Consider the following 13,221-nt stretch of genomic DNA (forward strand, 5'->3'; position numbering starts at 1 on the left):
TGAACCCGCTTCCATCGACATCTACAGTCTGCTATTCGTCAGAAGCGTCAGATGTGTATAAGATACTGGCGAAAGGTCTTTGCGGATAAATCCGCGCCTGCAGAGTCAATACAGATCGACGGGGTCCACATCCAAAGACCAGCGCACCTGGCGGCCTGACGGCATGTTTTCCAACAGTAGCAACCAGGCACTGATCAGTCGATGCAAAGGCGCCCGTGCATTGGCCTGGAGCAATAGTTGCGCACGAAAACGCCCCGCACGTCGCTCCATCGGCGCCGGTACCGGGCCGAGCAGCTCGATACCGTGCAGGTTGTGCTCCGCCAGCAACTGCTCGGCCGCACTGCAGGCTTCGTCCAGAAAGCTTTCCGCCTGACCCGGTTTGTGCGCCTCGGCGCGCAGCAGGGCCAGGTGGGCAAAGGGTGGTAGCCCTGCGGCACGACGCTCGCTCAACGCTTGCTCGGCGAAGGCGAAGTAGCCTTGCTCGGTCAGTTGTACCAGCAGTGGATGATCGGCCAGGTGCGTCTGGATGATGACTTTGCCCGGTTCCTCGGCGCGCCCGGCCCGGCCAGCGACCTGCACGATGAGCTGGGCCATGCGTTCGCTGGCGCGAAAATCGCCGGAGAACAGGCCGCCATCGGCATCGAGGATGGCCACCAGGGTCACCCGCGGAAAGTGGTGACCCTTGGCAAGCATCTGCGTGCCGACCAGGATGCACGGCTGGCCCCGCTGAATGGTGTTGAACAGCTGGTTCATCGCGTCCTTGCGCGAAGTGCTGTCGCGGTCGACCCGCAGCACCGGGAAATCCGGAAACAGGGTATTCAGGCGCTCTTCGGCGCGTTCGGTGCCGGCGCCTACCGGGCGCAGGTCGACCTTGTTGCACTGCGGGCACTGGCGGGGGACGCGCTCGTCATAGCCGCAATGATGACAGCGCAACTCGTTCGAGCGCTGATGCACGGTCATGCGTGCATCGCAGCGCGGGCATTCGGACATCCAGCCGCAATCATGGCAGAGCAGCGTCGGGGCAAAACCGCGGCGGTTGAGAAACACCAGCACCTGCTGGCCGGCAGCCAGAGTCTGGCCGATGGCTTGTTGCATCGGCCCGCTGATGCCGCTGTCCAGCGGCCGGCTCTTCACATCCAGGCGCAGAAAACGCGGTTGCTGGGCACCGCCCGCACGCTGGTTGAGGCGAAGCAGGCCATAGCGGCCGCTGTGGGCGTTGTGCAGGCTTTCCAGCGACGGTGTTGCCGAACCCAGCAGAATCGGGATGTTTTCCTGGCGAGCGCGCACCAATGCGAGGTCGCGGGCGTGATAGCGCAGGCCTTCCTGCTGTTTATAAGAGCCGTCGTGCTCTTCGTCGATGATGATCAGGCCCGGGTGCTTCATCGGCGTGAACAGCGCCGAGCGGGTGCCGATGATGATATCGGCCTCGCCATCACGGGCTGCCAGCCAGGCGTCCAGGCGCTCACGGTCATTGACCGCCGAGTGCAGCAGGGCGATGCGGGCGTTGAAGCGCTGTTCGAAACGCGCCAGGGTCTGCGGCCCGAGGTTGATTTCCGGAATCAGGATCAGTGCCTGCTTGCCGGCCTCCAGGGTTTCGCGGATCAGTTGCAGGTAGACCTCGGTCTTGCCGCTGCCGGTCACCCCGGCCAGCAGGAAGGCATGAAAACTGTCGAAGCCTGAGCGCACCGCATTGAACGCTGCGCGTTGTTCGTCGTTCAGCGGCAGTTCAGGCTGGGCCAGCCAGTGTTCATGGCGGGCCAGGGGTAGATGGCGCCGTACTTCGACCTGTACCAGTTCCTTGGCCAGCAGCAGGTCAAGGCTGTCCTTGCTCAGCATCAGCTTGCCCAGCAGGGTGTGTGCAACACCATGCGGGTGCTGCGCCAGCGTGGCCAGGGCTTCCCGCTGGCGCGGTGCACGGGCGATGCGCGGGTCGTCCAGGCGTGCGCCTGGCGCAACCTGCCAGAAGCGCTCCTGGCGGGCTTCGGCCGGTTCGCCCTGTCGCAGCAGCACGGGCAACGCCCAGCTCAAAGTGTCGCCGAGGCTGTGCTGGTAGTACTGCGCCGTCCACAGGCAGAGCTTGAACAAGGCCGGTGGCAGTGGCGAAACGGGGTCGAGCAGGGCGATGGCCGGCTTGAGCTTGTCGGCGGGCACTTCGCTTTTGTCGGCGATCTCGATCAGAATGCCGATCATCTCCCGGCGCCCGAACGGCACGCGGATGCGCATGCCCGGGGTGAGTGCCTGGCGCGCCATGTTTGCCGGCGCCCTGTAGTCGAACAGCCGCCGTAGAGGCGAGGGCAGGGCGAGGCGCAGAATGACGTCGGACACGCGAAGAGTTCTCTGAAGGGAATTTCCAAGACCCGGCGAGCCTAGCAGACGACAGCCGGTGCAAGCGACAACTTGCGTTGACTGCATGCTCTGGTATTATTCGCCGCCTAATTACGTGCGGTATTCAACAATGGTGTTGGGTGGCGGCACGCAGTCGAGGAAGTGACCATGAAACCAGAAATTCATCCGAATTATGAAGTAGTCGCAGTCACCTGCAGCTGCGGCAACTCGTTCGAAACCCGTTCGACCCTGTGCGCTCCACTGGGCACCGACGTGTGCAACGAATGCCACCCGTTCTACACCGGTAAGCAAAAGGTGCTGGACACTGGCGGCCGCGTACAGAAGTTCGCAGATCGCTTCGGCATGTTCGGTGCCAAGAAGTAAGATTGCGCGTAGCTGGCCCTGTGGGCTTGGCAATGCTGCTGAAAAAGGCGTCCCTCGTGGGCGCCTTTTTTGTGGGCGCGATTTGGCAACTGCCGGCGCTGGCCTTCTGCGCAGCGCCCGCTGATCCGCAGGTTGTCGGCGTGCGTCAGGTGGTGGACGGCGATACCTTGCGTCTGAATGATGGGCGCAGTGTTCGCCTTATCGGCATCAATGCGCCGGAAATTGGCCGCAAAGGCCGCACCAGCGAGCCCTTCGCCGAGGCTGCCCGTCAGCGACTGCAGGCTTTTGTCAAGGCCAGCGGCGGTGAGGTCGGGTTGGTGCCGGGCGTCGAGTCCAGAGACAAGTACGGACGCACCCTGGCGCATATTTATGGCCGTGCTGGCGACAATTTCGAAGCACAGCTGTTGAGTGAGGGCCTCGGCTTCCGTGTGGCAGTCGCCCCCAACGTGGCGCTGACAGACTGCCAGGGCCAGGCAGAGCGTACCGCTCGTCAGCAACGACTGGGGGTGTGGCGCACACCTCCGGTGGTCGCCGCGGATAAGGTGCAGCAATCCGGTTTTGCGCTGATCGGCGGGAAAGTCGTGGGTATCGAGCGCAATCGCGGCGGAACCTGGATCGAAATCGACAACTCGCTGGTCCTTCAGGTGCCCGCGCGTCTGCAACGCAATTTCCCTGCATCCTTCTTCAACGGCCTCAAAGGGCAGACCATCGAAGCGCGGGGTTGGGTGCTGGATCGTTCCCGCAAAGGCGGCCTGAAAGCCGGGCAGAGACGCTGGTTGCTGCCATTGACTGATCCGTCGATGCTGGAACGGGTCAATCGATAAAAAATTGTGAACATTTTTTTATTCGATTGTACACATTGAAACCCTTGCAGGCTGCGGGTCTTGGCGGAAAGTCGTAGGTTAAAGGCCTTGACACAAGTGACCGGCCAGTCTTGTCGGCCCTTTGCTCTTTGCGTATCCTCGGCGGTCCGTCAGAACAGTAAATAGCGGAATGCCCACCATGTCAGATTTGAAAACTGCCGCTCTCGAATATCATGCTCAGCCTCGTCCGGGGAAACTGAGCGTCGAGCTCACCAAACCTACCGCGACTGCTCGCGACCTGTCGCTGGCCTACAGCCCAGGCGTGGCTGAGCCGGTACGTGAAATTGGTCGCGATCCGGAGCTGGCCTATAAGTACACCGGCAAGGGCAATCTGGTAGCAGTCATTTCCGACGGCACCGCCATTCTCGGCCTGGGTAACCTCGGCCCACTGGCGTCCAAGCCTGTCATGGAAGGCAAGGGTGTTCTGTTCAAGCGTTTCGCCGGCATTGACGTGTTCGACATCGAAGTCGACTCGGAAAGCCCGCAAGCCTTCATCGACACCGTCAAGCGCATCTCCATCACCTTCGGTGGCATCAACCTGGAAGACATCAAGGCACCTGAGTGCTTCGAGATCGAGCGCGCGCTGATCGAACAGTGCGACATCCCGGTATTCCACGATGACCAGCACGGTACTGCAATCGTGACCGCTGCCGGCATGATCAACGCCCTGGAAATCGCCGGCAAGACCCTCTCCGACGCCAAAATCGTCTGCCTGGGTGCCGGTGCTGCCGCTATCTCCTGCATGAAGCTGCTGGTGAGCATGGGCGCACAGATCGAAAACATCTTCATGGTTGACCGTACCGGTGTGATCCACGCCGGCCGTGACGACCTGAACCAGTACAAGGCTGTCTTCGCTCACGCGACCGACAAGCGCACCCTGGCAGACGCTCTGGATGGCGCTGACGTGTTCGTTGGTCTGTCCGGTCCGAACCTGCTGAGCCCTGAAGGCCTGAAGTCGATGGCACCTAACCCGATCGTCTTCGCCTGCTCCAACCCTGATCCGGAAATCTCCCCGGAACTGGCGCACGCTACCCGTAGCGACGTGATCATGGCCACCGGTCGTTCCGACTACCCGAACCAGGTCAACAACGTGCTGGGCTTCCCGTTCATCTTCCGTGGTGCCCTGGACGTTCGCGCCAAGCGCATCAACGAAGAAATGAAGATTGCTGCCGCCAACGCCCTGAAAGACCTGGCCAAGCTGCCAGTGCCCAAGGAAGTGTGCGCAGCCTACGGCGTCGACGCGCTGGAATTCGGCCGTGAGTACATCATTCCGAAGCCAATGGATGCCCGTCTGATCACCCTGGTTTCCGACGCTGTGGCCAAGGCAGCAATCGAGACCGGTGTGGCGACCCTGCCGTATCCGAAGAACTACCCGCTGAAAAGCGTGGATGACGTGTTCAACGGCTAAGCCGTTGTAGCGCTCAACAAAAAGCCCCGGCTCGTGAGAGTCGGGGCTTTTTTGTGGGTGCTTGCCGGTGGGTCCGGTTATCGCCAGCTCCCACATGGGGCACCGATCCTGTGGGAGCTGGCGATAGCCTGCGATTGAGCGCGAAGCGCTCACCTGGGCTTGCTGCCGTGAAGGCTGCTTCCGTCGGTCAGAACAGATCGATCGGTGCCGCCTCATCCGCTGGCAGCGGGCTGCCTGGAGCGGTGCCGTTACCCAGCTCGTTCACCGATGGCGGTGTGTCTTCTGCCTTGAACAGCTCGAAGTAGGCATTAGGCGTGTCCGGCGTTGCCGCTCGGCCGCTGACCGGGTCGATACGCAGGCTCAGGATGCCCTCGGGTTCTGCCGGGGTGTGATTAGGCTTGTCTTTGAGGGCCGGGCCCATGAAGTTCATCCAGATCGGCAATGCCACGGTGCCGCCGTACTCGCGGCGCCCCAGGGTTTCAGGCTGATCGAAGCCACTCCAGACGGTGGTCACCAGGTCAGCGTTGTAACCGGAGAACCAGGCATCTTTGGATTCGTTGGTGGTACCGGTCTTGCCTGCCAGGTCGGTGCGGCCCAGCGCCAGGGCGCGTCGCCCGGTGCCGCGCTTGATCACGTCCTGAAGCATGCTGGTGAGGATGTAGGTGGTACGCCCGTCAATGATGCGTTCGGCAATTGCCGGCGGCTGGGCGGCGGCGTTGCCTGTGCTTGCGGCGGCTTCACCGGGGAACTGCACGCTGATCGGCGCCTCTGGCGCGGCAATGCCTGCCTCGACCTGCTCACCTGTCTGCGGTACACGCGGCGGGTTGGCGGTAAACAGGGTCTCGCCGTTGCGGCTTTCGATGCGCTCGATCAGGTACGGGGTGATCTTGTAGCCACCGTTGGCAAAGGTGCTCCAGCCCGTGGCGATTTCCATCGGCGTCAGGGTGGCGGTGCCCAGGGCCAGCGACAGGTTGGGCGGCAGGTCCTGCTTGTTGAAGCCGAACTTGGTGATGTAGTCGATGGTCCGGCCGACACCCATGGCTTGCAGCAGGCGGATCGACACCAGGTTGCGCGACTTGTACAGCGCTTCACGCATGCGGATCGGGCCCAGGAAGGTATTGGTGTCGTTCTTCGGGCGCCAGACCTTGTCCAGGTATTCGTCGACGAACACGATTGGCGCATCGTTAACCAGGCTGGCGGCCGTGTAGCCGCTGTCCAGGGCTGCGCTGTAGACGAACGGCTTGAAGCTGGAGCCGGGCTGACGCTTGGCCTGCATGGCGCGGTTGTAGTTGCTCTGTTCGAAAGAGAAGCCACCGACCAAGGCGCGAATGGCGCCGGTATTCGGGTCCAGCGAGACCAGCGCGCTTTGCGCGCCAGGAACCTGGCTGAACTTCAGGCTGCCGTCATCCAGGCGCTGTACACGGATCAGGTCGCCAACCTTGGCCACATCGGCAGGTTGTTGCGGAGCGCGGCCCTGGCTATTGGTGTTGAGGAAGGGGCGGGCCCACTTCATCGTTTCCCAGGCCACTGCTTCCTGTTCGCCGCTGCGGGTCAGTACCCGCAGTCCGGTCTTGTCGACGTGAGTGACAATCACCGGTTCAAGGCCACCCAGTGGGCGTTGCTTGCTCAGCTCTTGCAGCCAGGCCGCTTCGGTCTTGCCTGGGAAGCGTGCTTCGGGACCACGGTAACCATGGCGTTCGTCATAAGCGCTCAAGCCATCGAGCACGGCCTTGTTGGCGATTTCCTGGAGGTCGCTCGGCACGGTGGTGGTGACGCGGAAACCTTCGGTATAGGCGTCGCTGCCATAGCGGCCAACCATCTCTGCGCGGGCCATCTCGGCAATGTACGGAGCGCTGACTTCTGGCGTGGGCACGTGGTAGCTGGCGTTGATCGGTTCGGCCAGCGCAGCCTGGTAGCTGGCTTCGTCAATTTTGCCGAGCTTGTACATGCGCCCCAGGATCCAGTCGCGACGCTCTTTGGCGCGCACCGGGTTGGCCAGCGGGTTGAAGCGTGATGGCGCCTTGGGCAGGCCGGCGATCATCGCCATCTGGGCCAGGCTGATGTCGCGGATGGACTTGCCGTAGTACACCTGGGCAGCGGCTTCGATGCCGTAGGCACGGTTGCCCAGGTAGATCTTGTTCACGTACAGCTCGAGAATTTCGTCTTTGGTCAGTTCGCGTTCGATCTGCAATGCCAGCAGGATTTCGTTGGTTTTGCGCGAGAAGCTGCGTTCACTGCTGAGGAAGAAGTTCTTCGCCACCTGCATGGTGATGGTGCTGCCGCCGGTTTGAATGTGCCCGGACTTGAGCAATTGTGTTGCAGCGCGCATCAAACTGCTGGGGTCGACCCCATAGTGATTGGCGAAATTGTCGTCTTCGGCCGAGAGCAACGCCTGGATGAAATGAGGCGGAATGTCGGCGAAACGGATGGGAGAACGGCGCATCTCGCCGAACTCTGCGATCAGCTTTCCATCGCTGCTGTAGACCCGCAAAGGGATCTGCAACTGGATGCTTCTGAGTGCCTCTACCGAGGGCAAGCTGGGGCTAAGATACAGAAACGCGCCGCTCAGACCGAGCACGATGGCGCAAATGACTGCGACGAAAGACCACCAGAAAAACTTCAGCAGACGTATCAAGGCTTTTGGGCGTCCAGGTTAAAGAGTGGGTTGCGCGCAGGACCAGCGGACAAGGAAAAACGCTGGGCATTATAAGCATTTTTCGCGCGGCCGCGTTATCGGCGCCGCCGTCAGGGAATCAGCCAGGTTTACCGGGGGTATGCCCCCTGTTGACCTGCAGCGATCAAGGAAAAACCGATGCTTGGACGCTTTGGCAGGGATGCCGGTTCACTTCTCGGGGTGGAATTTACCCCTCCGTTCATCAGGCTGGTGCAACTGCGACGTCAGCGAGGTCGTTACAGCGTAGTGGCCTGGGCCCTTGAGCCCTTGTCTGAGGCGGTCATGCATAACGGCTGGATTGGCGACCCCGAACAGGTCGGCGCGCTGCTGCTGCAGGCTGTTCGGCGCAGCGCCTGTACCACCCGGCAGGTGGCTGTGGCGCTACCCGGCGGGTTGGTCATCGAGAAGGTACTGACGGTACCGGCCGGAATCGACGAGCACGCCATTGCAGAGCGTTTGCCCGCAGATGCCGGGCCGTTCATTCCCTACGCGCTCGAAGATGTGGCAATGGATTTTCAGGTCCTTGGCACGGCCCTTGGCGATGCTCAGCTTCAGCGCATCAGCGTTGCCGCCTGCCATCAAGGGTTGCTGGAAGTGCTTGATGCTTGCCTTGAGTGTGCAGGGCTGCAGGTGTGCAGCGTGGAGCCGGACGGACACGCGCTGTGTCGTGCTGTGCAGGTCGGTGGCGAGCCGGAGGCGCTGATTCTGCAAATTGAAGGGGATGGGTTGGTTTTTCATGAGCCGGTAGGGGGGATGCTGCAGCGTCGTGAATGCCAATTGCCGCGGCATGAAGACATCGTGCAGTCCTTGGCCGCGGCGGTGGACAGCTACGTGTTATCCCATCCGGGCCGCAGTTTACCGGCTCAAGTGCTGCTCTGCGGGGCGGGGTTGGCGAACGGGCGCGTGCCCGAGCAGCTGCAGTGTCGCCTGGGCATCGATGTACGCCTGGTCAATCCCTTTACGCAGATGGCGCTGGCCAATGGCATAAAGCGCCAAACGTTGCTGGCACAGGCCTCATTGCTGGCCGTTGCCTGTGGCGTTGCCATGAGTGAGGGGCCGCTATGCAGGGGATGAATCTGCTGCCCTGGCGTGAGCGCCAGCGTCGAGTGGCTACCCGTCGTTTGCAGGCACAGTTGCTGGGGGTGGGTCTGGCAGCCGTGCTGATGGTCTGGTTCATCGATGTCCAGGCACGGCAGGCCGAACATCGCCAGCGACTCGACAAGGGCTCGGTTCAGCAGGCCCTCGATGTACTCGACGACCAGCTGGCGCAGCTGGCTCGGCAGCAGATCGAGCACAGCCAGGTAGAGCAGCGGCTTGGCGGGCTGACAGTCCTGCAGGGCAAGCGCTGGGCGCTGGTTGACCTGTTCGAGCGTGTGCAGCGTGCAGTGCCGCAGGACGTATACCTTACAGCGCTCACTCAACACGACGAGCGCTTGAATCTTCACGGGGTGGCTCGTTCGGGGGCTCTGGTCGCACAGCTGATGCGCAACCTGGCCGACGAAATCGGTATGGCTGACATGCAGCAGCTCAAGGCAGTCGACGAAGGCGAGGCGTTTGAACTGACCGTGGTGTTGAGAGGCTTGCCTTGAGCGGGCTGCCACGGCTGAGCTGGCAACGCTTGGCGAGTGTCTCCGGCCCCAGGAAAGCCGGACTGTTGGCCGTTTGCCTGGTGCTGATGCTGGGGCTGGCGTTTGTCTTCCACCTGCGTTCGCTGTTCTTGGCAATCGAGATACAAGGCGAGCAGGCACAACGTCTACGTCTGGAATTGGCAGAAAAAGCGCCTGAGGCCCAGCAGCGCGCGGCCGGTCACGCCCGCTTGATGGCGGCACAGCTAAGCCTCGAGGTGGAGTACTGGCGGCTTGCAGCAGGAGGTGAGCTGGCTGGCCTGGTCGAGGACATTGCCTATCAGGGCCAGTCCCATGGCGTGTTTGTCGAACAGATGGAGTTGATACCGGAGGTGCTGCACGACCACCACATAGAAATGCCGATACAGCTTCGCGTGCGTGGCACTTATGCCGCGTTGTCCGGGTTTTCTCAGGGGCTGGCACAACTGCCACGGCTCATTATTCCGAAGGAATTTGACTTGATACCGACTGAAGAGCAGGGCCCGGCGAGCCTGCAACTGCAGGTTCGCATCAGTGCTTACCGCAGTCGCGAGCAGCGTACGGCGCCAACGTTGCCTGAGTTGGCGCCGGCGCTGGCACGCCCAGTCCCGGGTGTCGTGCGCAGTCCGTTCGAACCGGCGCCATTGACGCAGCAGCGCCAGTACCTGGAAACCTTGCCGCTCGATCAGTTCGAAATGATTGGCAGCCTTGCCCGGCGCCAGGTCCGTCATGCGTTGCTGCGCGTTGGCAGGGTGGTGCATCGGCTGCAGGTGGGTGACCGGCTGGGTCGCGACAATGGCCGGGTGACAGTCATTGAAGAGCATAAGGTGGAAATTGCCGAGAAGATCTTCGTGCCAGACCAGGGGTGGGTCGAGCGGCAGCGCACGTTGCGTTTGAAATCGTCCGCTTTGGCGGGCTAGAGGGGTAGACCAGGGAGGTCGCAGATGGGGGCAAGGTGGTGCAGGGGGGTAATCGCAGGCGTGTTTGCGGTTCAGGCTGTCGTCGCACAATCAGCCAGTGGCAAGCCGGCAGGCGAGGTGTTGTCGCTGAACTTCCAGGACGTCGAGGTACGTGCGGTGTTGCAGGTGTTGGCGGACTTCTCCGGGGTCAACCTGGTTGCCAGTGACTCGGTGCAGGGCGCGATCACCCTGCGGCTGCAGGAGGTGCCCTGGGAGCAGGCACTGGATCTGGTGCTGCGCAGCAAGGGGCTGGAAAAACGCGACGAAGGCAATGTGTTGCTGGTGGCCCCCATTGGCGAATTGAGCGGGCATGAGCGGCAGTTGCTGGAGGGGCGGCAGGAGGTGGCGGGGCTGGCGCAAGCACAACGCGAGCTGTTGTCCATTCACTATGCCAAGGCTGCAGATATCGCCGCCGTGTTCCAGGCGTTGATGGTTGACGACCCGTCAGCGCCCGGCCAGGGCACACTGAGTGTCGACGACAGGACCAATACCCTGGTGGTCAGCCAGACGCCGGCGCGGCTGGACGTATTGCGCCAGCTGGTCGCGCGCCTGGATGTTCCGGTGCGCCAGGTAATGATCGAAGCGCGGATCGTCGAGGCCAATGTCGATTACGAAAGGAGCCTTGGCGTGCGCTGGGGTGCAGAGGTGAACCTGGGTAACGGTCTGGTCCTGGGAGGCGACGGTACCTTTGTCGACCTGGGTGTGGTGCCGGCCGGTTCGGCAATCGGTTGGGGGCTGATCCGCGACAACACCCTGCTCGATCTTGAACTCAGTGCCATGGAAAAGTCCGGTAACGGCGAGATCATCTCGCAGCCCAAGGTGGTCACCGCCGACAAGCAGACCGCACGGATACTCAAGGGCGCCGAGGTGCCCTATCAGGAAACCAGCGGCAGCGGCGCCACGTCTGTGACCTTCCGCGAGGCCTCGCTGTCTTTGGAAGTGACCCCACAGATCACCCCGGACAACCGGGTGATCATGGCGGTGAAGGTGACCAAGGATGAGCCCGATTACCTCAATGCCGTGGACCAGGTGCCTGCCATCCGCAAAAACGAGGTGAATGCCAACGTTCACATCCGAGATGGCGAGACCATCGTGATTGGCGGGGTGTACTCGACAATGCAAAGTAAAGTTGTCGACAAGGTGCCATTTTTCGGTGATCTGCCGTATGTTGGGCGGCTGTTTCGTCGCGATGTTCTACAAGAGAAAAAATCCGAGCTGCTGGTCTTCCTGACTCCGCGTATCATGAGTGACCAGGCGATTGCTGTGAGTCGTTGATTCTGTGCGAAATTTGATACTTGTGGGGCCCATGGGTGCTGGTAAAAGCACCATCGGCCGCCTGCTGGCTAAAGAGCTGCGCCTGCCGTTCAAAGATTCCGACAAGGAAATTGAATTGCGCACGGGCGCCAATATCCCGTGGATCTTCGACAAGGAAGGCGAACCGGGCTTTCGTGATCGTGAGCAGGCGATGATTGCCGAGCTGTGCGCATTCGACGGCGTGGTCCTGGCCACCGGTGGGGGTGCCGTGATGCGCGATGCCAACCGCCAGGCCCTGCATGCCGGGGGGCGTGTGGTGTATCTGCATGCCTCGGTCGAGCAGCAGGTCGGGCGCACGGCGCGTGATCGCAATCGTCCGTTGCTGCGCACGGCCAACCCGGAAGCAACGCTGCGGGCACTGCTGGAAGTCCGTGATCCGCTCTACCGCGAGATCGCCGACCTGGTGGTAGAAACCGACGAACGGCCACCACGAATGGTCGTGCTCGATATTCTCGAGCGTTTGCAGAAGTTGCCGCCCCGTTAAGCCAGGACTATCCTCGGCGACCAGTCATGCCGTGACAGGGCACACCGTTATCGCGCGGGTCGACGCATCGATACCGCGCCTTGTTCATTGTGGGGACACATGCAGACACTAAAGGTCGAATTGGGCGAGCGCAGCTACCCGATCTACATTGGCGAAGGCCTGCTGGACCAGCCTGAACTGCTGGCGCCGCATATTGCCGGTCGGCAAGTCGCCATTGTTTCCAATGAAACGGTCGCTCCCCTCTATCTCGAACGTCTGAGCAAGACCCTGGGCGCCTACTCGGTGCTGCCGGTGGTGTTGCCTGACGGCGAAGCCTTCAAGACCTGGGAAACCCTGCAGCTGATTTTCGATGCGCTGCTCACCGCCCGTCACGACCGTCGTACCACCGTGGTCGCCCTCGGTGGCGGGGTGATCGGCGACATGGCCGGGTTTGCCGCTGCCTGTTACCAGCGCGGTGTGGACTTTATCCAGGTGCCGACCACCCTGTTGTCCCAGGTTGACTCGTCAGTGGGTGGCAAGACCGGTATCAACCACCCGCTGGGCAAGAACATGGTCGGCGCCTTCTATCAGCCCAATGCGGTGCTGATCGACACTACCAGCCTTAATTCCCTGCCACCGCGCGAGCTTTCCGCCGGCCTCGCCGAAGTGATCAAGTACGGCCTGATTTGTGACGAACCGTTCCTGGGCTGGCTCGAAGCCAATATGGATGCGCTGCGGGGGCTGGAGCAAGCGGCGCTGACCGAGGCGATCCGTCGCTCCTGTGCGGCCAAGGCAGCGGTGGTCGGTGCGGATGAGCGTGAGTCGGGCATACGTGCCACGCTCAACCTGGGCCACACCTTCGGTCACGCGATCGAGACCCACATGGGGTATGGTGTCTGGCTGCATGGCGAGGCCGTGGCGGCGGGGACGGTGATGGCGCTGGAGATGTCCATGCGTCTGGGCTGGATCAGCCAGCAAGCGCGGGATCGCGGCATTCGCCTGTTCCAGCGTGCCGGTCTGCCGGTAGTGCCGCCCGAAGCGATGACGCCCGCCCAGTTCATGGAACACATGGCGGTCGATAAAAAAGTACTCGACGGTCGTCTGCGTCTGGTTCTGCTGCGCCAAATGGGCGAAGCGGTGGTCACCGACGACTATCCGAAAGAGATTCTTCAGGCCACGTTGGCCGCGGATTACCGCGCGATCGTGGCCCAGCTTTGAGGTTGATGA

At 61.9% G+C, this 13,221-nt stretch carries 11 protein-coding genes; 9 read left to right on the forward strand and 2 right to left on the reverse strand.

Going from position 1 to position 13,221, the window contains the following annotated elements; translation table 11 throughout:
• Positions 1 to 105: 105 nt before the first annotated feature.
• The gene (locus I5S59_RS17185) at positions 106 to 2,325 is read right to left on the reverse strand and encodes a primosomal protein N' (protein ID WP_197877676.1); all 2,220 of its coding nucleotides are present in this window, start codon (positions 2,323 to 2,325) and stop codon (positions 106 to 108) included.
• Positions 2,326 to 2,493: 168 nt separating this feature from the next.
• Between I5S59_RS17185 and rpmE the strand changes: the two genes are divergently transcribed.
• From rpmE to I5S59_RS17200, 3 genes are all read left to right on the forward strand, one after another.
• The gene (gene rpmE, locus I5S59_RS17190) at positions 2,494 to 2,709 is read left to right on the forward strand and encodes a 50S ribosomal protein L31 (RefSeq protein WP_128321752.1); all 216 of its coding nucleotides are present in this window, start codon (positions 2,494 to 2,496) and stop codon (positions 2,707 to 2,709) included.
• Positions 2,710 to 2,711: 2 nt separating this feature from the next.
• On the forward strand, positions 2,712 to 3,533 hold the full coding sequence (locus I5S59_RS17195; protein ID WP_197877677.1) for a thermonuclease family protein: 822 nt from the start codon (positions 2,712 to 2,714) through the stop codon (positions 3,531 to 3,533).
• A 178-nt stretch (positions 3,534 to 3,711) separates the two neighbouring features.
• The gene (locus I5S59_RS17200; protein ID WP_197877678.1) at positions 3,712 to 4,980 is read left to right on the forward strand and encodes a malic enzyme-like NAD(P)-binding protein; all 1,269 of its coding nucleotides are present in this window, start codon (positions 3,712 to 3,714) and stop codon (positions 4,978 to 4,980) included.
• A 187-nt stretch (positions 4,981 to 5,167) separates the two neighbouring features.
• Here the strand turns inward: I5S59_RS17200 and I5S59_RS17205 are convergent, their stop codons facing one another.
• A complete protein-coding gene (locus I5S59_RS17205) occupies positions 5,168 to 7,612 on the reverse strand; it encodes a penicillin-binding protein 1A (RefSeq protein ID WP_197877728.1) in 2,445 nt (814 codons plus the stop codon).
• Positions 7,613 to 7,792: 180 nt separating this feature from the next.
• Here I5S59_RS17205 and pilM point away from each other — a divergent pair, with 180 nt between their 5' ends.
• The 6 genes from pilM to aroB all read left to right on the forward strand — a co-directional run bounded on the left by pilM (position 7,793) and on the right by aroB (position 13,212).
• Positions 7,793 to 8,728 (forward strand): type IV pilus biogenesis protein PilM, encoded by a 936-nt coding sequence (pilM, locus tag I5S59_RS17210; RefSeq protein ID WP_197877679.1) that lies wholly within the window; start codon positions 7,793 to 7,795, stop codon positions 8,726 to 8,728.
• Positions 8,716 to 9,243 carry a PilN domain-containing protein gene (locus I5S59_RS17215; protein WP_197877680.1) on the forward strand — a complete coding sequence of 176 codons (528 nt, stop codon included), beginning with the start codon at positions 8,716 to 8,718 and terminating at the stop codon, positions 9,241 to 9,243. The genes pilM and I5S59_RS17215 overlap by 13 nt, the downstream gene beginning before the upstream one ends.
• Before the next feature lie 65 nt (positions 9,244 to 9,308).
• Complete coding sequence (locus tag I5S59_RS17220; protein WP_197877681.1) at positions 9,309 to 10,178, forward strand: pilus assembly protein PilP; 870 nt, start codon at positions 9,309 to 9,311, stop codon at positions 10,176 to 10,178.
• A gap of 24 nt (positions 10,179 to 10,202) precedes the next feature.
• Positions 10,203 to 11,492 (forward strand): type IV pilus secretin PilQ family protein, encoded by a 1,290-nt coding sequence (locus I5S59_RS17225; RefSeq protein ID WP_197877682.1) that lies wholly within the window; start codon positions 10,203 to 10,205, stop codon positions 11,490 to 11,492.
• A 4-nt stretch (positions 11,493 to 11,496) separates the two neighbouring features.
• Positions 11,497 to 12,015: a shikimate kinase AroK gene (aroK, locus tag I5S59_RS17230; RefSeq protein ID WP_128321744.1), complete on the forward strand. Its 519-nt coding sequence runs from the start codon at positions 11,497 to 11,499 to the stop codon at positions 12,013 to 12,015.
• A 99-nt stretch (positions 12,016 to 12,114) separates the two neighbouring features.
• On the forward strand, positions 12,115 to 13,212 hold the full coding sequence (aroB, locus tag I5S59_RS17235) for a 3-dehydroquinate synthase (RefSeq protein ID WP_197877683.1): 1,098 nt from the start codon (positions 12,115 to 12,117) through the stop codon (positions 13,210 to 13,212).
• Positions 13,213 to 13,221: the final 9 nt, after the last annotated feature.

The organism is Pseudomonas alkylphenolica, from assembly GCF_016009175.1.
GTDB classification, from domain to species: Bacteria; Pseudomonadota; Gammaproteobacteria; order Pseudomonadales; family Pseudomonadaceae; genus Aquipseudomonas; species Aquipseudomonas alkylphenolica_B.